This window comes from Flavobacterium shii, from assembly GCF_025847235.1.
GTDB classification, from domain to species: domain Bacteria; phylum Bacteroidota; class Bacteroidia; order Flavobacteriales; family Flavobacteriaceae; genus Flavobacterium; species Flavobacterium shii.
In genome coordinates, this window is sequence record NZ_JAOZEW010000013.1 from 113,002 (window position 1) to 134,824 (window position 21,823).

Here is a 21,823-nt window from a genome sequence, read left to right on the forward strand (position 1 = left end):
TTTGTATTTTGAGATTAATTGCTTTTTTGATATTCATCGCCTTTTTGTTTCATAAGACTTACGATGTGTTGAATATCTTCGGTTGTTATTTTTGGGTTTAACAAAGTAAATTTTAGATAAATATTTCCGTTTAGTTTTGTACTCGCAACAGATGCTTCTCCGCTTTTAAACAAGGTGTTTTTTATATACAAATTAACGGTATCGTGAATTTTATCATCTGCAATTCCCTGTGCTTTGTATCTAAAAACAACAGTACTTAATTGAGGTTTATGAATAGTTTCGAATGCTGCATCATTGCCTAATATCGAATGTGCTTCGATGGCTTTATAATGAACCATTTCCAGGTATTCGGCTAGTTTCTTTTTACCGGTAATTTTTAGTGTAAACCATAATTTTAAGGCATCAAATCTTCTGGTTGTTTGTACCGATTTAACGATTAGGTTTTGATATTCATCGTCTTTAGTTTCTATAGGATTTAGATAATCGGCATAATGAGATACATATTTAAAGTTACTTTTATCTGCTACCAAAAATGCACTTGAACATACAGGCTGGAATAATGTTTTATGAAAATCTACCGTTATAGAATCTGCAAATTTTGCCCCTTCCAATAAATGTTTATGAGTATCTGTAAGGATATAACATCCTCCATAAGCACCATCTACATGGAGCCACATTTTATAATCTTTAGCTATTTTCGAAATGATTTCGACAGGATCAAAACTTCCAAAGTCGGTTGTACCAGTAGTCGCCACAACAGCAATAGGGATATTACCCAATTGTTTTTCTCTTTCGATAGCCAATAATAAAGCTTCAGGATCCATTTTATAATCACTGTCGGCTTTTACTTTTATCACCGATTGATATCCCATACCAAGTAGGGCAGCATTTTTTTGGATGCTAAAGTGCGCTTTCTCCGAGCAGAAGAATCTAAACTTACTTACAATTTCATTTAATCCATTTTCTTTGATATTAATGCCGAAATTTTGATACGCATAATGATCTCTTGCCATCAATAAAGCCATGAAATTAGACTGCGTTCCGCCATTGGTAAATACTCCATCGGAAGTGTGTGGTAATTGAAACTCGCCCGATATCCAGTTTATAATCTCTTGTTCGATAAGTGTTGCCGAGGTACTCTGATCCCATGTTTCTACAGCAGTATTTACCGCCGTAGCAATTAAATCTCCTACCAAAGCTGGGATTAATATAGGACAGTTTAAATGGGCTACATATGATGTATTATGAAATGAAATTGCATGATCCAGATACAATTCTTTTATATCTTTTAAAGCTTCATCGAGAGTCAAAGTTTCATCGGAAGATACAGAGATTATCCTTTTTTTATCCCTGAGTTCACTTACTGTAGCTCCACTATAAAACTTGCTATTGTCTAAGAAACCTAAGACATATTCAGTTGTTTTATGAATACTGTTTTGGTATTCAGTTTTTGATGAAGCATCAAAAAGGTTTAAGTTGTCAATCTTTTTTTGTTCTAAGATTTGGCTGTTTGGGGTCATTTATTATTTTTATTTAGACTTAATAATGAGCTAAATTAAGAAATGAGTTATATAATAAATGACGTTTTAAGATGTAATAAATGACGCATAAAATCCAGTCATTTTTAATTAATTAAATTAGATGTAGTTTAAAAATATTTTAAAACAACACTATTAAATAAAATTGTAACTATTTTAAAATGTTTGATTTAAGTGTTTTTTTTAGTTGTTTTTATAATAGGATTATGTTCCAAAATAGTTAAAGTTATGCGATATGATTTTTAGATACAAAAAACAAAAAATCCATTCAGTAAGATTATATAAATCTTGCCGAATGGATTTCTTCATTAGAGCCTGTATTTAAAAATGGAGTTTAGGTTATTAGTAGAAAACTCGTGAGCCAGGCATTAATAATATTCCAATTGATTTTAAATTTTTGAGGAGAAAAACCATAAAAATTTTTAAAAGCTGCAGAGAAATGGGAAACATCTTTGTAGCCACATTTATAGGCAACTTCGGTTACGCTAATCGATTTAGATTTAAATAATTCTTTGGCATATTGCATACGAAGTTCGATAATATAACTTTTTACAGTAGTTCCAAAACAAGCTTTAAAGCCCTTTTTAAGTTTGAATTCATTAAGAGAAATCATTCTTGAAAGTTCGGGTAAGGTAGGTGCGTGCACATAATCTTTATCCAATATTAATTTGGCTTCCTGAAGTTTAATAAAATCATCTTCGTCTATAAATTCTTTTGGGGCTGCTTTTTCAATAAGACTTTCCAGTTGTAAAATTAAGAGTTCTTTTATCTTAGTTTCTATGTACATTCTTTTTAAAGCACCCTGACGATTACAATTTTTAATTTCATGAATTACCCATTGTATTGAAGGCGTAATGCCAATATATTTTGAAGTTAAATAACTGGATTTCTTCTGTAGGATATTTTTAGAGAATTTTTGGTGGAGTTCCCAATCTTCATTAATTATATTATAATAAAAGTCTTTGGACAAAATAATCGAAAAGTAATTTATTAGCTCAAAAGGAGGAATTTTAAAAGTTGCTTTATAATTTGAAGTATAGAAAATATTATGTGTATTTTCTTGTGAATATTTTTCGGTTTCCAGTTGATCGATATGTGTTTCGACGTTATTGCAACATATAAAATTCATTATAATAGATTCACACGTAATCTCAAATAAAATTGTTTGTGGTTCAGAAAAATGCATTTGTGTATCGACGATTACGAGTCCTTCAGTTATTAAATGACTACTTTTTATGTCTTCAAAAGTTTCATTTTTTATAAAAATATTTTCCTCAGTCATGAGACTTTTCGGGTCATAACCGTCACGTACTTCAATAGCTATTATTGGTTTTTCGTGAGCAATAAGTTTCGATTTAATTTTCAAAATAATAATCCGTTTTTACAAAATAATAATCCGTTTTTCCCTATATCTAATCGAGCAGTAGGAGCTACTTTTGCGGCAAAGTTATTTATAATTAGTCTAATTAAACATATGTCAACTCACAAATTTTTATTTTTAAGTATATTTTTTTTAGTGTCGTTCATCTCTTTTGCCCAACAAAATAAGGGTCCAGCAGTTTCAGGACAGATTACGGAAAGTTCAGGACAGAGTATTCCATTTGCAACAGTAAGCATCGAAAAGACAAATTTGATCATTATGTCTGACGAAAATGGAAAGTATAATTTTAAAAATGTTGCAGCAGGAAATTATATTTTAAAAGTTTCAGCGATAGGTTTTTCAACTTCAAAAAAACACATCGAAGTTAAGGGAACAAGCGAAATAATTTTATCAGTTCGATTAGAAAGTGAATTAAACGAATTAGATAACATAACAGTACTAGGACGTACTCAAACCGAAAAAGTAAATAAGCAATCGTATAGTGTAACAGCTATCGATGCTAAAAAGCTTCACAATTCTACGCTTGATTTATCACATGCGTTAGACAGGGTTTCTGGTGTTCGTGTTCGTGAAACTGGAGGTGTTGGATCTCAATCGGAGCTTTCTATTAATGGTTTTTCTGGTAATCAGGTAAAGTTTTTTATTGATGGAGTACCTATGGATAATTTTGGATCTTCGTTTCAACTGAATAATATTCCTATAAATCTAGCCGATAGAATAGAAGTTTATAAAGGCGTTGTACCTATTTGGTTAGGTGGAGATGCTCTTGGTGGAGCAGTAAATATTGTTACAAATTCGAAACCCCGTACGTATTTGGATGCTTCCTACTCTTTTGGATCATTTAATACACATCGTAGTACAGTAAATGCGGGTTATACTGCAAAGAGTGGCTTTACAACCGAAATTAATGCTTTCCAAAATTATTCAGACAATAATTATTGGGTAAACGTAGAAGCTGCTGATTTAAATACAGGAGCTTATTATCCTAATCAGCGTGTGAGAAGATTTCACGATAAGTATCGTAATGAAACCGTAATTTTTAATATTGGTGTGACTGGTAAAAAATATGCCGATAAATTATTATTTGGGTTTACAGCAGGAGAGAATAAGGCAGATATCCAAACAGGAGCTCGTATGGTGAGTGTATTTGGGCAAATGTATCGTAAAGGAAATATTTTAATGCCAAGTGTTAAATATCAGGTAAAAGATTTCTTTACCAAAGGGTTGGATATTAATGTTACTGGTAATTTTAATTTTGGTGAAGAGCAAAATATTGATACTGTTTATAGAAGATATAACTGGTTTGGAGATTATAAAGTGATATCAGGTTTGGGAGGTGAGCGTAGCCGTTCGTTACGTAAATTCAAAAACAATAATGGAATTGCCACAGCAAATTTTACTTATAAATTAAACGAAAGACATTCGTTTATGTTGAATAATACTTTTAACACTTTCGATCGTAAAGAAAGTGATGAGCTGGTTCCAGAATCGCTGGTATATCAACAACCAAAGAAATCACAAAAAAATGTTTTAGGTGCAGGTTATAAATTCGATTATAACGAAAAATGGAGTACTTCGGTATTTCTTAAAAATTACTCTTTAAAAAGTACCTATTCCGAAAGTTATAATCCTTCGGGAAATAATGGAGATGTTGCTTATCGCAGACATGTTGATAATACATCCTCACTAGGATATGGTGCTGCGAGTAGTTATTACTTAAAACATAATTTACAAATTAAAGGCTCTTTTGAAAAAAGTTACAGGCTGCCTAGCCCTGAGGAAATATTCGGAAATGTAAATAATAATCTAGAAGGAAATCCTGATTTAAAACCAGAAACGAGTAACAATTTCAATGCTGGATTAAGTTACCAAACTAGTTTTAATAAAGTAAATGCAATGACATTTGATGTAAATCTTATGTACCGTGATGCAACCGGTTTTATTCGACCAGAGCTTAATAGAAATCAAACTATGACCACTAATGTTAACCAAGGGCGAGTTACTAATTATGGGATAGATGGTGAAGTAAGATATTCTTATAAAAATAGGTTTACTACTGGTGTAAACATGACCTATCAAAATCTTCGTAATATGACAGAATACGAGCCAAGTCAAAATTTTGTTTCTTATTTCTATAAAGACCGAGTGCCTAATATTCCTTTCTTTTTCGGTAACGCCGATGCTACTATGTTCTTTAATGACTTCATAAAGAAAGGTAATAATCTATCTGTTGGTTATAACTTATTATACGTTCACGCTTATTATTTGTATTGGCCAAGTAACGGTGGTTCAGAAGGTAAATTTGATATTCCGATGCAGATTAATCATGATTTAAATGCTGTTTACACTTTTGCAGATGGGAAATATAATATTGCCTTAGAGTGCAAGAATGTATTAGATAATAAGCTTTACGATAACTTTTCATTGCAAAAACCAAGTCGTTCTTTTAATATAAAATTCAGGTATTTTTTTACCAGATCAAATAAATAATTTAAATAAATCAAACAATAACTATTATGAAAAAAAGTAGCACATTAGCGATATTCGCAGCTTTAATAGCTTTTACATCATTCTCTTGTAGCAGTGATTCTAGTTCACCAAATGGAGCACCAAGTGAAGGTACAGAAAAAACAAAATATATTGTAACAGTTACTACAGGTGCTGTAGGAGTTGCAGATTATTTATTAACTGCAGATGACGTTACTACAGGATCTATCACAACCAAAGGTAATGGATTAGAGCAAGACGGTTCTTACCGTTATTATATTACAAATGAGAACAAGTTCTTTAGTTTACTTTACGGACAAGGAAATCCTGGAGCTGTAACTTCTTACGCATTGTCTACTGAAGGTAAATTGGTCAAAACATCTAATTTTCAAGCAGAGACGGTACAAGTTTTTGCAGCAGTAAACAAAGATATCTTAACGATAAAAGTGCCTAGAAGTGGAGATGCTTCTATTGCTTCAATGTATAAAATAGATGCTACTACATCACTTATTACAGGTGAAGTACAACAGGATACAAGAATTTTGGCTAAAAACGGAGAAAGAGCATTTTATACTTGGGCTACACAAGTAGGAGATAAAGTGTATATGCCTTATATGAGTATTAAAGGTGATGGTGTAGATAATTTTGGAACTAAATACCCAGATAGTACATGGGTTGCAGTATACAATTACCCAGAATTAAAATTAGAAAAAGTAATCAAAGATAACCGTACAAGCTATTTAGGTGCTTATTTTACAAATGGATTAATTCAGGATGAAAATGGAGACGCATATGGTTTCTCTAGTGCTGCAGCAACAAGCAATGCAGTTGTAACTTCTACTAAACCATCTGCGGTTGTAAAAATTAAAAAAGGAACGACAGAATTTGATCAGACTTATTTCTTCAATGTACAAGAAAAATCTGGTGGATATAAAATATCTTCAAGCAGTTATATAGGTAAGGGTAAAGTGTTGTTACAAATGTATGGTAATGTTGGAACAAACAAAGGTGTTGCTAAACTAGCTGTGGCCGATGTTTACACTCAAACTTTTGCTTGGGTAACTAATGCTCCATCGGTAATTAACTCAACTACTACCAGATATAATATAACTACAGAAGATGCTAGCTCTCTTGTACTTGGTATCAATACACCAGATGGTAACTGGATTTATACTATCAATGGTACAACTGGTGTTGCTACTAAAGGTATGAAAGTAGAAGGTGGTGAAATTACCGCTATCGCTAAATTAAAATACTAAATTGTTTTTTTTGAACCGTAGGTCTTTAGGGGCTTGCGGTTTTTTTATTTAATTTTTTATGAATTTGAAAAATATGTCTACTTCTACCCAAAAAAAGAGAAAAAGTAAAAAATCGCTTTTCAAACGCACTACCGCATGGTTGCATTTATGGCTGGGATTAGGTTCTGGTATCATTGTAGTTATTGTGAGTTTTACTGGCTGTATGTATGTTTTTGAAAATGAAATTAAAGATTTTATCGAGGATTGGCGTTTTGTTACTCCTCAGGAAAAAGCTTATTTATTACCATCGCAACTTATAAGTATTGCCGATAAGGAAATGAAAGGCAAGCACGCTACTAGTATTACGTTTGGAGAGAAAGATGAAGCAGCAATTGTTGGGTATTTCATTCCTAAAAAAGAAAAAAAAGAAGAGAACAAAGGCAAAAAAGAGGAAGCTCAAAAAGAAAGAAAACCTGCTAATGTCAAGAATCTAACTTCCAATAATAAGCCTAAAGATAAAGAACCAAAGCGTAAAAAAAGACGAAGTGGTGTAACCGTTAATGTATATATGAATCCATATACAGGAGAAGTTCTTAATGTGAAAACAATTTCCAGAGATGATGTTGATTTTTTTAGATTCATGCTTAATGGACACCGTGCGCTATGGCTACCTTATGATATTGGCCGACCAATTGTAGGTGTCGCAATTTTAATTTTCGTAGTAATATTGCTTACTGGTATGGTTCTTTGGTGGCCCGCCAAATGGATCAAATCTATTCGTGATAAAAGTTTCAAAATTAAATGGTCGGCTAGTTTTAAACGTGTAAATTATGATATGCATAATGTACTGGGTTTTTATAGTATGATATTTTTGCTATTTATTTCTCTTACTGGTTTAGTATGGAGTTTTGGCTGGTTTAGTAAATCATTGTATTGGGTAACTTCTGGAGGAAAACCATTAGTAGAAAATAGGGAATCGCCTAAATCGGATACTACACATGTTAAAACATTCCAGATATCTACAGTTGATAAAGTGTTGCTAAACCTTAAAAAAGAGAACCCACAAGCTGCTGCGATTTTGGTAATCATACCCGAAAAGCCGGCAGATGTTATTGGTGCTTTTGTTTACAAACAAAGTAATACTTTTTATAATATGGATCGTTATAGTTTCGATCAGCAATCACTCAAAGAAGTTTCAATCAAAAGCCCTTTTTCAGGGAAATATACCGAAGCCAGTCTTCCTGATAAAATTCGCCGAATGAATTATGATATTCACGTAGGTGCAGTATTGGGACTTACAGGAAAGATTTTAGCTTTTTTTGCCAGTTTAATTTCTGCTACTTTACCAATTACAGGATTTTTAATTTGGTGGGGAAAGCAAAAGTTCAGCAAAAAAGGAGCTACTACCCCCAAAGTAGCTTCCAAAGCTGTAAATGTTCCTAAAAAACTAGAAGAAGAAATGTCTTTTTAGTTTAAATAAAATTTCTCACCATTAAGCCATTAAGAAAATTAGGAGTCGTAACTTAATTTCTTAGTGGCTTTCTTATTTATGGGAAACTTGTAATTTATTATGGAAATTTAACCGCAAAGAGAGCAAAGGTTTACGCAAAGTTCGCTAAGTTTTAAAATAACGATTTTAACCATTAAGGCATTAAGTTTCATTAAGAACAAAACTTTATTTTTCTTAATCCCTTAATGGTAAAAAATCTTTTTAATTCTTTTAATCTGTGGCAAAAAAAAAGTATTTAGTCTCTGAACCTTAGTATCTCAGAATCTCAGAACCTTAGTAAAAACTATATCCTATTGTAGCAAAAAAGCTCTCATTGTAAATCTTCCATTGTTGTTTTGTGTTCGCATTTTCTATTATTGGTACAAAACCCCGAATAAATCTTGCGCCAATATTAATTCCATTTGGTAATTCATAATTTATACCAGCAACAAATCCAGCATCCATTTTTTGACTATAATTACTTGGAGCCTGACCCGTACCATAAATGGATTTATCAGTATATAGGTTTCCATCAACATCTTTACGTTGAATCGATGCATTTAATAAAACGCCTAAATAAGGACCTGCATAAACTTGAAAGCCTTTGTAATAAAAACTTGGACTAGCGGGAAATATATCAATATATTGACGTTTAAACTTACTTGAGAATTCTGGATTTATTCCGTCATCAATTTTGATAGATAGTATTCGCTGGCTATAAAATAGTTCATGTTTTAGTCCAAAATATTTAGATGTTTTATTGTTAAGTGTAATTCCGATTGTTTGTCCTATGGAACTTTTTTGAGAGCCATCATTAGATAAACTGTCAATATTTTTACCCATTAAAGACGTCCAGTTTATGCCACCACTTATCCCAAAAGTAAGACCATCTTGTTGCGCGCTAATTTTGAGTATAAAAAAAAGCATAATGCAAATTGTATATGTATTTTTCATTGTTATCTATATTATTTTAAAAATTAATATCCCAAATTCCGGCTGCTTTTTCTAGTTCAACCAGTGATGCAGCATAATTGTATAGGGTTTCATAATAATTAAGTTGCGTCTCATTATAGGTTCGTTGTGCATTTAATACTTCAAGTAAACTTGTTTCCCCACGTTTGTAACTATAAACCTTTCCATCGAGCAAACGTTGTGCATCGGCTAATAAACCAGTATTAAATTGACGAACTTGCTTTTGAGTTGTGAGATAATTAAACCATGCTTTTCGTACTTCTATCTGGATTTGTAATTCCGTTTGTTTGTATAAAACATCGGCTTGTTGCACACTAAATTCAGCTGCTTTTAATTCTCCTTTATTTCGATTAGAAAATTTAAGCGGAATGGAAATACCTCCAGAAACGGCTGCCGAAGATGGAGTAGGAGCAACACTATTAGTTACTACCGAGGCGTTTTCTACGCCCATATTTACGCCTAGATCCAGAACTCTATTTGCTTTGGCTAATTTTAAAATATCGTGTGATACATTTTTGTTTTTAAGCGCAGCCAATAAATCAGCTCGATTATTTTCGGCAGAAATTATGAGTTCATTCAAATCAAATAAACGATCGAACTTTGCTAAATCACCCGAAGGCGAATACAACGTATCTGCTTTTTGATTCCCTACCATAGTGCCTAGTTCCAATAAAGCTGTTTTCCAATCGGCTTCACTTTGGTACACCTCATTTAGCATAGAATTCGCTTCTAGTTTACTTTGGCGTGCATCAATTTCGGTGATGCTCCCTAACTTATAACGAATACTATCTGCAACAGCTATATTTTTAAGAATCGTGTATGAGTTTAATTGTACCTTGAAAATTTCCTTTTGCTTTAAGCTGGTTAAATAATTTAAGGTTGCATCGGCACGTAGATTGCGAAAATAATCTTCTAGTAAAGCTTTGGTTAGTTCGTTTGTGCTTTTTGCAACGTTTATTCGTGCTTTTCGTTTTCCGCCAAGTTCCAATGTCCAACTTAACTCAGTCGAAAAACCATAGCCCATTTGCATTCTTCGTTGGCCATTATCATGACTTCCTATTGCTAGTTCAGGGTCGGGAAATACTTTTGAGGCTTCGATATTTGCTTCAGCAATATTTACATTAAATTTTTCGGCTGCATATCCTAAATTATTTTTGTTTACTAATAATAAGAAATCAGGATAATTCATTTTTACTCGTGTAAATGTGGTATCGATCTGAGCATTTGATACTGCCGAAATATTCAGCAGTAACAAAAGAATTACCCATTTATATTTTATATTTTTAATCATAATGTATCATTTTATTAATTATCGATTTCATGCTGTAGTACTTCGTTTTCCTGACCAAATTTTTTCTCGATGAGGTAATAAAGTGATGGTAAAACAAATAGTGTTAGGATTGTAGAGAACATAAGTCCATATACAATTACTGTTGCCAGAGGTCGCTGTACATCGCTGCCTATACCTGTTGCCAATGATGCAGGCAATAATCCCAATACGGCAACAGTTGCAGTCATTAATACAGGTCGAAACCGTTGTTTTGCGCCATTTGTTACTGCGTTGAGTAAATCCATTCCATTTTTTCGAAGCTGATTAATGTGCGAAATCATTATGACACCGTTTTGTATCGCAACCCCAAACAAAGCAATAAAACCTACTGCAGAGGATACATTAAGCGTCATGCCACGAACATTTAACGCTAGCATTCCTCCAAACAATGCCAGCGGAACTATACTCATTAATAATCCTGCCTGACGGAATTTTCCAAATGCACCATATAACAATACAAACATTAGCGCCAGGGCCAGAGGAACTATTATTGCCAAATGACTATAGGCTCGCTCTTGATTTTCAAATTGTCCGCCCCATTTTATTTTAAATTGTTCATGGTCATATTTTACTTTTTCTTCAATTTTAGATTGTGCTTCGGTTAGGAAAGAGCCTAAATCAGTTCCTCTTAAGTTTAATCGAACAGTAAGATGGCGTTTGTTCATTTCTCTGGCAATTGTACTTTCTCCGGTATTGAGTTTGATGTCGCATACTTGAGATAAAGGAATTTTTATGCCTTCGGAATTTGTCAACATTAGGTTCCCGATTTTTTCAGGATTATTGCGACTTTCTTCATTGTAACGTGTAGTGATATCATAGACTTTATTGCCTACAAAAATTTGAGAAACTGCTTTTCCGCCCATAGCAACTTCTATCAATTCGGATACATCATCGACATTTAGCCCGTACTGAGCGATTTTCTGGCGGTCGGCTATAACTTGTATTTGTGGTAAGGGCGGTTCTTGGTCAATTGCCAAGTCTACAGCACCTTTTACATTCTCAAGAGTTTTAATAATATCTTCGGCAATTCGGCGGGTTTCTTTATAATCTTCACCATATATTTTAACGACCAATTCACTGTGTGCTCCAGAGATTTTATCCATTACGCCATCTATCATTGGTTGTGAAAATCCAACATTATAGCCCGGCATGGTGGCATATTCGGCAGCAAGTTCTTTGATTAAATCGGCTTTGGTTTTACCCGATTTCCATTGGCTATATGGTTTTAAACCAATACTGCATTCGTAATGTGAAGGTGTCCAGGCATCGGTTCCATCATCATTGCGTCCTGCTTGTACCATCATATAAGTTATTTCATCATGCTTTAATGTTCGATGGCGAAGCGTATCACTCATTTCTTTCGATTTCTCTAAAGTAATCCCTGGCGGTAATGAAACTTGTAACCAGATAGAACCTTCATCTAATGGTGGTAAAAAATCTTTTCCGACCATTACAGTAAGAATAAAAGCAAGAGATAACACACCAATTAAAGGAGCAAATACCCTTTTTGGAGTCTTCATTATTTTTAGAATCCTATTATGATAAGAATTGGTGAGTTTGTCCAGCCATTTATTATGATACATTTTTTGTGGTTTGCGGTAGATAAAATAAGCCAATCCCGGAATAAGAAATAAGGCAACCAATAATGCTCCAAAAAGAGCATAGCCAACTGTAAAAGCCATTGGTGTGAATAGTTTTTTCTCTACTCGTTCAAAAGCAAATAAGGGTAAGTAAGCTGTAATAATAATTAAGGTGGCAAAAAAGATAGGACGAGCTACACTTTTTACTCTCTCGGCAACGCTTCTTTCTGTGAGTTCTGCGTCTTCATTATCCTCTCGTTTTTTCAGAATCGTTTCCATCATTACAATTGCTCCATCTACAATAATTCCAAAATCGATTGCTCCCAATGAAAGTAAATTGGCAGGAATATTGGTTAATTTCATTAAGATAAAAGCAATTAAAAGCGAAATAGGAATTGTAATAGCGACCAATAATGCACCTCTCCAACTACCCAGAAAAACAATTAATATAATAATAACCAGTGCCATTCCTTCGAGTAAAGTATGTGAAACGGTAGTAAGTGTTGTATTTACCAAATCGGTTCTGTCTAAAAATGCATGAATCTGAACACCTTCGGGAAGGTAATTTTTGTTTAAATCATCAACAGCTTCGTTTACACCTTTTAATACTACCGATGGGTTTTGGTTTTTTAGCAAAAGCACAATCCCTTCGATATTATCCGAATAATCAACGCCACGTTTGTCTGTATATCCCAATGCGCCTTTGCGTTCTAGATTTCCATATTTTAATTTCCCAATATCATTTAAATAGATAGGAACACCATTTAGAGATTTCACTACTATACGTCCAATATCGTCTAGATTTTTCACCAAACCAATTCCACGTACTACATAGGATTGGTCACCGCGATCGATAACACTTCCGCCTACATTGGCGTTATTCTTTTCGATAGTTTCGGTTACTTCACTTAGGGATAAACCATATTGTTCTATTTTGCGAGGGTCAAGTTCCACTTGGTATTGAGTAGTGATTCCACCAAAATTTGTTACATCGGCAACTCCTGAAACTTGTTTGATACGAGGAATAATTGTGTATTCTTGTAAGTCGCTTAATTCTCGTAAATCATGACTTTTACTCTCTATAATATAGCGGTAAATTTCTCCTGTAGGAGAGGTAAGCGGGTCTAAACCTGGAGTTGCTCCATAAGGTAATTGAACATCGTTTAAGCGTTCCTGAATTCTTGTTCGGGCAAAGTAATCTTCGACACCATCATCAAAAACAATGGTTACCATAGACAAGCCAAAAGTGCTTTTGCTTCGCATAACATGCATTCCAGGTAAACCATTTATAGCACGTTCTATCGGAATCGTGATTTGTTGTTCTATCTCTTCGGCAGCCAAACCCGGAACCTGCGTTACGACTTGGGAGGTTACATCGCCAATATCTGGATAGGCTTCTACCGAGAGTTTTGTCCAGGAATAATAGCCAAATAAAGAAAGGAGTATAAACAACGCCAGAATCAGCCAGCGTTTTGCTATTGTTGTTTCAAATATATTTTGTTTCATTTTTTTTAAGGTTTAAAGGTTCTAAAGTGACCTTTGCGGTTAATTTTTCGCCACAGATTAAAAAGATTAAAAAGATTTTTTTACCATTAAGGAATTAAGTTCTATTAAGAACAAAGCTTAATTTCTCTTAATATCTTAATGGTTAGTTTTTTTACCACAAACTTGTCTTTCTGACGTAGGAAGAATCTCCACCAGTAGCTCGACAATGATTATGGAGTTTCTCATGATTCTTCGACTCCGCTCAGAATGACAATATTGGAGAAAACCTTTGCTAGCTTTGCGTAAACCTTTGCGAACTTTGCGGTTAATTTTTAGTTATGTTTTATTTTGCTTCAAGCAGATAAAAAGCCCCTTCGCTTATAATTGTTTCATTTGGTTTTAATCCGGATAGGATTGCTATTTTTCCTTTATTAGAAATTCCGGTTTCGACATAACGTCTAATGTATTTTCCTTTGCCAATCTGTACAAGTACAAAGCTTTTGTCGTTAAATTGTAGAACGGCCTTTGCAGGAACAAACAAAGTATTTTCGGGAGTATCAATAAATTTTACATTTACATACATTCCAGGTTTCAATACATGGTCATCATTAAGGCATTCGATTAGTACTTGTACACTTCGGGTAGATTCATCGACCATTTCATCGACATGGTAAATTCTCCCTACAATTATCTTGTCGGGATAGGAAGCAACCTGAATTTCGGCACCATCTAGTTCATGAATAAAACGAATATCTTTTTCTTTAACTTGACCAGCTACCCAAACCTTTTTTAAATCGGCAACTTTGGCTTTGGGAGCATCTTCAGCTTTTATGTATTGTCCCATTACGACTTCGTTTGTTATTATTTCTCCGGGAATAGGAGAGGTGATTACAAGTGGCTGACCAAAAATAAGTTTATCCACATTTACCCCAAATATTTTTAAACTCGCAATAGCATTTTGATATTCTTTTTCATTGACTTCAAAATTGGTTTCAGCTTCTTCCAAATCTTTTTGTGAACCAACACCATTATTTTTTAAATCCTGCTGACGTTTTAAGGAGAGTTTTGCTATTTGAAAAGCCGATTTTGTCTGAAAGAAGTTCTTTTGAGCATCAATAAAATCAGGCGAAACCATCTCAAAAAGGGGTGTGCCAGGTTGAGTTTTCATCCCCAGTTTTAAATGTACTTTGGTAACCCTGCCAGAAAACGGAGGTGCAATTTCTGCATAAAAATTCGGAATAGCTTTTACAGTTCCTGCCGTTATTAATTCTAATTGATAGGATACGTTTTTAACTGTTTCTAGTTTTAGTTTGGGTGCAATTGTAGATGTTGCAGGAATAATGATTGTATCATTTTGTAAGGAATAATAATCCTTTTCTTTTGTTTCCTCTTTGTTACCACAAGCTGTAAGAGCGGTTGCTGTAATGAGCGTTAATAAAAGGTTTCGATATTCGATTTTTTGATTGCAGATTTTTGATATTTGAAATCTGTAGCTGTTTTTAGTATTTAGTATCATGCTTTTTTATATTATAACCATTGATTAAATTTTTTAATAAACCACGTTTTAACAAATTGTGTTAGCAAGCAGTAACAAGTAAGTATCCCAAATAGCCAAGGAAAATAACTTAAAGGGAGCGGTTGCATTTTTAGCATTGGTGCCAATGGTGAAAACGGAATAGCGATTCCTATAAGCATTATTATTGTGGTTAATGCCAGTACTGGTGCTGCAGCCCAACTTTGTATAAAAGGAACTTTTTTAGTGCGTATCATGTGTATGATTAGCGTTTGCGAAAGCAGTCCTTCTATAAACCAACCGCTTTGGAAAAATGATTGAAGCTCCGGACTATTTGCTTTGAAATAATAGAACATCAAAGCAAATGTTGCAAAGTCAAAAATTGAACTAATAGGACCAATAAAAAACATGAATCTTTGGATACTTGAAGCATCCCATTTTTTTGGTTCTTTCAGGAAATCTTCATCCATTTTATCCCACGGAATAGTTGTTTGGGATATATCGTATAATAAATTTTGCGTTAATAATTGCACAGGTAGCATTGGTAAAAAAGGCAGGAAGGCACTCGCTCCAAGCATACTAAACATATTTCCGAAGTTGCTGCTGGCGGTCATTTTTATATATTTAATGATGTTTCCAAAAGTTCTTCGGCCATAAATGACTCCTTTGCGTAGCACCATTAAATCTTTTTCTAATAGGATAATGTCGGCACTTTCTTTGGCAATATCTACAGCAGTATCTACACTAATACCTACATCTGATTCTTTAAGTGCAGCAGCATCATTGATGCCATCTCCCATAAAACCAACAGTATGTCCTTTTGCTCTTAGTGCTTTTACAACTCTTACTTTTTGTAACGGACTTAGCTTGGCAAAAATTGAAATATCATCAATGCGTTGGGTTAATTCCTCATCTGTCATAGCTTCTAGCTCCGTGCCCAATACAATGTTTTTTACAGGAATTCCAACATCGTTACATATTTTCTTGGTTACAATTTCATTATCACCAGTAAGCACTTTTAAGGTTACTCCTAATTCCTGAAGTGCTGCGATACTAGGTTTTGCCGATGGTTTTGCAGGATCTAGAAAACCTATAAAACCTGTTAGTGTAAGTTCTTTTTCATCATCTATAGAATAGGTAAGCGGATGTTTTCCGTCAAATTCCCGAATGGCTACCAATAAAACTCTCAATCCTTCTTCGTTCATTTTTTTGGAAGTCTGTAAAACGGTATTACGCATTTTCTCATCCATTGGTATTACTTTGTCATTCTCAAGATGTAGCTCTTTATCTTCACCGGGATCGAAGCTGTGGGAACACAAATCCAAAATTTCTTCGACAGCTCCTTTACAAATTAGTAAATGGTTTCCGTTTCGCATTTTAAGTATAACCGACATGCGCCGGCGTTGGAAATCAAAAGGAATTTCATCTACCTTCATGAAGTATTCATCTACTTTTAAGTAGTCATGAAGTTCAACATGCTCCAAAACAGCTTTATCGAGTATGTTTTTTAATCCCGTTTGATGAAAACTGTTGAGGTATGCCCATTTTAGAACTTCATCATCTTCGACACCAAGAACATTTAAATGTTTTTCCAATACAATTTTATCCAATGTAAGCGTACCCGTTTTATCGGTACAAAGAATATCCATGGCGCCAATATTCTGGATAGCGTTTAATCGTTTTACAATTACTTTATGTTTGCTCATATTCATTGCACCTTTGGCAAGATTGGCTGTTACAATCATAGGTAGCATTTCGGGAGTTAAACCCACAGCAACAGCTATCGCAAACAAAAGTGCTTGCATCCAATCTCCTTTTAGAAAACCATTTACTAAAAAGATTATAGGAACCATTACGAGCATAAAACGAATAAGGAGATAACTCACTTTGTTTATGCCTATATCAAAAGCAGTTTCGGGTCTGTTTCCTAAAATAGTTTTGCTGATGCTTCCAAAATAGGTGAGGTTTCCAGTAACAACTACTATCGCTTTTGCAGTACCACTAACAACATTAGTTCCCATAAAACAAAGATTGTTTAGTTCTATAGGTTGCTTTGTGTCGGCATCACGTATTGGGAGAGAATTTTTTTCTACAGGCAGTGCTTCTCCCGTAAGCATAGATTCACTAACAAATAAATCTTTGCTTTGCATAATGCGGCAGTCTGCAGGAATCATATCACCAGCCGATAAATAGAGAATGTCTCCCGGAACAAGTTGTGTCATTGCAATCTCTCTTTTACCAATAAATTTTCTTAATACGGTAGCTGTAGTTTTTACCATACTTTTCAATTTATCAGCGGCTTGATTACTTCGAAATTCCTGAAAGAATCGGAGAAAAGCACTAAAAATAACCATTACAGCAACCATGATTACTGTCTTATAATCAGCTTCTCCTGCGGGAGCCATCCAGATATCAACTATAAAGGAGATGATTGCAATAATTAGCAGGATAAAAATAAACGGATTTATAAATGCTTTAATTAATTGACTTAACCACGAAGGTGCTTTGTCATGCTGAACTTCATTTAACCCGAATTTTTTAAGGCGTTCATCAGAGGTTAGTTTTGTAAGTCCAAGTTCTGAACTTTCGAGCATAGCGTAAACAAAATTATGATCGCTTCTGGAAGCATTGCGCAATTTTGTTGTAGTTCCTTCATTCATTCCATTGCTATTGGTCAAGGAATAAAAAGGATGCTTTATTTTATCTTTTACACTCATTTTTTGTGATTTTAAATAGTATTGATTAAAAAAATGGAGACTCCTGTGAAAATCATAAGTATTGCTAGAGCTTTGGTTAACCAAATCGCTTTATCGGTATTAAATCTTTTTATAAACCATCCCATTAATAAGGGAAACAGTAAGCATGGAATTACAGTTTTGTAAATAATCGGTTCATCAATATCTAATAGGCGAAAAGCAAAACCCAACACAAAAACATACATTGATGTGGCAAAGGATATGTTTAAAAAATCATCTAACTCAAGGTGAATTTTGTTGTTTCTGATAATTTTAAGTTTGAATTCCTGAAGCATTTTTATGGCTACAGAAAATAGCATAATCAAGGCAATCCATTTATCCTGATTCTTTGTACCACTTGTTAAGAGTCTTGCACACCAGTCTCCATATTTTAAAACCTGTAACTGTATGGTAAATAAAACTATCAGAAGTAGTATGGCTTTTCTGGATTTCATGAATAGGATTGTATTGAGACTCATTTTGGATAGTACCAGATTATCTGCTGTAATTCCTAATGTGATTAAGATAACAGCGATGTGAATTGCTAACATCATACTCTATATATCTGTTTGTGTTCCCAAAATCTCCCAACTCACTTTTATTACTTTTTCCTCAATGGTTAATCGGCTTGCCATTTTTTCCATTAGACCATCTTGTGGTGTAATTGCTTTTATTTCGGCTGTGATAATAGCTATAGAAGGATCATGGTTATCATCACTTGTTAGGGATTTTAGTAATAATGTATCTTCACTTCCTAAATTTTGCATTAGCATTACCCGAAGATGGTTTTCGACTTCAGTTTTACATTTTATAGTAAAGAGATAATCAGTAGGAGTATGGAGTGATTTTATAGATTGTAATCGGTTGAGTCTTAAACCTACGGGTCGAAGCAGCAAGTGGGTTATCATTACGGCTGAACTTACTATTATGGCTTCTGTAAATAAACCGATACCTACAAGTGAACCCACTGCTGCCGAACACCATATGGTCGCTGCTGTATTTAATCCCTGTACGCTTAGCCCATCTTTCATGATAACTCCAGCGCCCAAAAAACCAATTCCAGAAACAATTTGAGCAGCGACTCTACTAGGGTCTGCACCATTACCCAATGAAACAGACAGTAATATAAATGCTGTAGATCCTAATGAAACTAATGTATTTGTACGTAATCCGGCATTTTTTTGACGCCATTGTCGCTCGATTCCTATTGCTGCTCCCAGCGTTGCTGCAAGTACAATACGTGTTGTAAATTCATAAGTTGTAATCATAATAATCCTCCTTTTCTTTTTAATTGACTTTGTCTCTTTGGATAATGACTTCACGATCATTATCTCTTTTGGGAGCAAAACAATTTTTAATATCCAACAGTTTGAATTCATTGATAAACAATCAATCCTTAACCGTGGTGCAAAACTAGTTTCGCCTTGCAGAAAAAGCCGTTAGAGATGTTTTAGAAAAAAATTAGAATTTTATTAGAAAGAGGATTTTAGTTATCCTGGAAGGTCTTTGAAACCTTGTGGGTATAATTATTTTTAGTCACAGATTTAAATTTTAAAAGGAGTTAGTCACAAATTGCATTAATCTCCACTAATTTAAATTGTCTATAAAAGAACGTGGATGACCCGGATTTACAAAAGTAAAGACGCGGATAAAAACGGATTTTAAAAAAAACAATAGAAATAAAATCCGTTTTTATCCGCGTTTTCGCCTTAGCGAATCTGTGTCATCCGCGTTCCTTTTTACGTACAGATATATTTCAAGATGATTAAAAGAAGAGGTTTAATCTATAGTATTCTTTATACCGTGGTAAAGTTCAACGGTAAATATAGTACCTGATTTTTTATCGGATGAAACAGAGATAGTCCCTTTATGAAGCATAATTATTTTTTGGGTCAAAGACAATCCAATACCATTTCCATCGGCATATATTTTATTTAATCCTCGGTAAAATGGCTTGAAGATATGCTTTAAGTCTTCCTCTAAAATACCAATACCATTATCGATAAATTGTAGAATGATCTCTTCTTTTTTAAGTGATACGACAACTTTACTTTGGTTGTTTTCTGAGAATTTACAGCCATTTTCAAATAAGTTTACGAAGGCAACTTTTAATAGATATTCATTTCCATTAATTGTGATTTGATTATCATCTTCAAAATCATTTTCAAAGTGAATTGAGATATTATAATTTGAATTTGATTTCTGAACCTGTTGTCTGGCATCTAATAAAATTTCATCAACACGCACTTGTTTGAACGCAATCTCCGAAGGATCATAATTTGCTTTGGCAAAGTCTAGTAAACCATTAGATAGTTTAGCTAGTTTTTTGGCATCTTGAAGGGTATTAAGAATAGCAACTTTATATTCTTCATTATTACGTTCCTTGTTGGTAGATAATTCTAGCTCAGTAATAATAGCCGAAAGAGGTGTGCGTAATTCGTGAGATATATTAGAAACAAATTGTTTTTGTGAATCAAAAGAATTTTCTAACCGATTGAGCATCTTATTAAAAGTAGTCGCGAGTTCAGAAACTTCATCTTTACTTTCGTTTGTATCCAATCGTAAATCAAGATTTGTAGCCGAAATGTTTTTTGCTTTGGAAGTCATTTTTACAATAGGCTCAAATGCTTTTTTTGAAAAAAACCGACCAGCTATATAAAGGAATAAAATAGATATAATAAAGACAATAATGCAGGTTTCAAGCAAATTATGGAATTTGATATACCCGGATCCATCATATGCTGCAGCGGTAACGATATATTCTTTCCCTTGAAATTTATATGTTATCCCAATAACTTGCCAATCATTTTGATAAAATTGTATTTCGTTTTTTTGAATGATTTTATCAATCATTGGTTTTGTTTCTTTTACAACATCAATATCAACAGCATCATGATATAATAATTGGAATGAAGTTGTATAAATGGCAACCTCGACTTCATTTAATGTAGTGCGATTGTTTCTATAAATATCTTGTAATATTTTCTTGTTTACTTTGGCATTAAAAAATAAGTTAGCTTTGGTGATGGCTTCTTTTTTTAATAATGTATAAAACTCTTTTTCCCTGTTTTCCTTTGCAGAAATAAGGATAATAGCAGCAAATACTAATAAAATAGTAGCTGTTATGAGAGTAAATAATATGGTTAATCGAGTTCTGATTTTCATTCTGCTTTCAAAATAAATCCCATTCCGGATCGGGTATGAATAAGTTTTTTATCAAAATCTTTGTCAACTTTTTTTCTCAGGTAATTAATATATACGTCGATAAAGTTTGTACCAGTATCAAAGTGAGTATCCCATACTTTTTCTGCGATTTCTGTTCGAGATAAAACACGCTCCGAGTTTTGAAGCATATATTCTAATAGTTTAAATTCCTTAGGAGTAAGATTAATTTCGGTGTCGTTTCTTTTTACGTTTTTGGTTTGCAAATTCATTTCAAGATCGTCATATTTCAAAATGAAGCCTGTATTATTTATACTGCCATTACTTCGTTTTAATAAAGCCCTTATACGAACCAAAAGTTCTCTCATTTCAAAAGGTTTTGTGAGATAATCATCCGCTCCAGCGTCAAAACCTTCCACTTTATCATCTGTAGTACCCAATGCAGTTAACATTATGATTGGTAAATCGGGTTTAATCTGGCGTATTTCTCTACACAAATCAAGACCATCAAGTTTTGGCAAAATTATGTCGGTAATAATCAGATCATACTGATTATTAAGGGCTAACTTTTTACCAGAGATACCATCATAGGCAAGTGTAGGCGTAAAACCATGCTCATCTAGTCCCCTTTGGATTAATTCGGCTACTCTTTGGTCGTCTTCTATTATTAAAATTTTCATCGCCATAAAGTTACTATTTCATTTTGTAGATTAACCTCTAAATATAGAAAATAAGATAGTTTTCATGTATGAGGATTTTAAGGCTGAAATTATCATAAAAAAGCCTGCTCAAAATTATTTTGAGCAGACTTTTTATTTAGTTGCAAAGGTTCTGAGGTTCTGAGTTTTTTGGGGTACAAAGGTTCAAAGGTTCAAAGGAACAAAGGCACTGAGACTGTATACTTGTACTGAAT

General features: G+C 33.7%; 14 protein-coding genes. 3 read left to right on the forward strand and 11 right to left on the reverse strand.

What is annotated here, in order from left to right:
* Positions 1-14: 14 nt before the first annotated feature.
* Positions 15-1,520 (reverse strand): pyridoxal phosphate-dependent decarboxylase family protein, encoded by a 1,506-nt coding sequence (locus tag OIU83_RS13245; protein ID WP_264206740.1) that lies wholly within the window; start codon positions 1,518-1,520, stop codon positions 15-17.
* Positions 1,521-1,872: 352 nt separating this feature from the next.
* Positions 1,873-2,904, reverse strand: a complete 1,032-nt coding sequence (locus tag OIU83_RS13250; RefSeq protein ID WP_264206741.1) for a helix-turn-helix domain-containing protein — start codon at positions 2,902-2,904, stop codon at positions 1,873-1,875.
* Between the two features lie 108 nt (positions 2,905-3,012).
* On the opposite strand from OIU83_RS13250, the gene OIU83_RS13255 reads away from it, so the two are divergent.
* The 3 genes from OIU83_RS13255 to OIU83_RS13265 all read left to right on the forward strand — a co-directional run bounded on the left by OIU83_RS13255 (position 3,013) and on the right by OIU83_RS13265 (position 8,115).
* A complete protein-coding gene (locus OIU83_RS13255) occupies positions 3,013-5,409 on the forward strand; it encodes a TonB-dependent receptor (protein ID WP_264206742.1) in 2,397 nt (798 codons plus the stop codon).
* 26 nt (positions 5,410-5,435) lie between these two features.
* Entirely contained in the window at positions 5,436-6,665 is a 1,230-nt protein-coding gene (locus OIU83_RS13260) for a DUF4374 domain-containing protein (protein WP_264206743.1), read from the forward strand.
* Positions 6,666-6,738: 73 nt separating this feature from the next.
* A complete protein-coding gene (locus OIU83_RS13265) occupies positions 6,739-8,115 on the forward strand; it encodes a PepSY-associated TM helix domain-containing protein (RefSeq protein WP_264206744.1) in 1,377 nt (458 codons plus the stop codon).
* Positions 8,116-8,427: 312 nt separating this feature from the next.
* Here OIU83_RS13265 and OIU83_RS13270 read toward each other — a convergent pair whose 3' ends face one another.
* The 9 genes from OIU83_RS13270 to OIU83_RS13310 all read right to left on the reverse strand — a co-directional run bounded on the left by OIU83_RS13270 (position 8,428) and on the right by OIU83_RS13310 (position 21,590).
* Complete coding sequence (locus OIU83_RS13270; RefSeq protein ID WP_264206745.1) at positions 8,428-9,087, reverse strand: PorT family protein; 660 nt, start codon at positions 9,085-9,087, stop codon at positions 8,428-8,430.
* A 16-nt stretch (positions 9,088-9,103) separates the two neighbouring features.
* A complete protein-coding gene (locus OIU83_RS13275) occupies positions 9,104-10,396 on the reverse strand; it encodes a TolC family protein (protein ID WP_264206746.1) in 1,293 nt (430 codons plus the stop codon).
* A 14-nt stretch (positions 10,397-10,410) separates the two neighbouring features.
* On the reverse strand, positions 10,411-13,521 hold the full coding sequence (locus OIU83_RS13280) for an efflux RND transporter permease subunit (RefSeq protein ID WP_264206747.1): 3,111 nt from the start codon (positions 13,519-13,521) through the stop codon (positions 10,411-10,413).
* 322 nt (positions 13,522-13,843) lie between these two features.
* Positions 13,844-15,016: an efflux RND transporter periplasmic adaptor subunit gene (locus OIU83_RS13285; RefSeq protein WP_264206748.1), complete on the reverse strand. Its 1,173-nt coding sequence runs from the start codon at positions 15,014-15,016 to the stop codon at positions 13,844-13,846.
* Positions 15,017-15,027: 11 nt separating this feature from the next.
* Positions 15,028-17,730 (reverse strand): magnesium-translocating P-type ATPase, encoded by a 2,703-nt coding sequence (gene mgtA, locus OIU83_RS13290; RefSeq protein ID WP_264206749.1) that lies wholly within the window; start codon positions 17,728-17,730, stop codon positions 15,028-15,030.
* Positions 17,731-17,741: 11 nt separating this feature from the next.
* Positions 17,742-18,302 carry a manganese efflux pump gene (locus OIU83_RS13295; protein WP_264206750.1) on the reverse strand — a complete coding sequence of 187 codons (561 nt, stop codon included), beginning with the start codon at positions 18,300-18,302 and terminating at the stop codon, positions 17,742-17,744.
* Positions 18,303-18,305: 3 nt separating this feature from the next.
* Positions 18,306-19,016 carry an MgtC/SapB family protein gene (locus OIU83_RS13300; protein WP_264206751.1) on the reverse strand — a complete coding sequence of 237 codons (711 nt, stop codon included), beginning with the start codon at positions 19,014-19,016 and terminating at the stop codon, positions 18,306-18,308.
* Positions 19,017-19,527: 511 nt separating this feature from the next.
* Positions 19,528-20,913, reverse strand: a complete 1,386-nt coding sequence (locus OIU83_RS13305) for a HAMP domain-containing sensor histidine kinase (RefSeq protein WP_264206752.1) — start codon at positions 20,911-20,913, stop codon at positions 19,528-19,530.
* The gene (locus OIU83_RS13310; protein ID WP_264206753.1) at positions 20,910-21,590 is read right to left on the reverse strand and encodes a response regulator transcription factor; all 681 of its coding nucleotides are present in this window, start codon (positions 21,588-21,590) and stop codon (positions 20,910-20,912) included. Before OIU83_RS13310 ends, OIU83_RS13305 begins: the two co-directional genes overlap by 4 nt.
* Positions 21,591-21,823 lie beyond the last annotated feature (233 nt).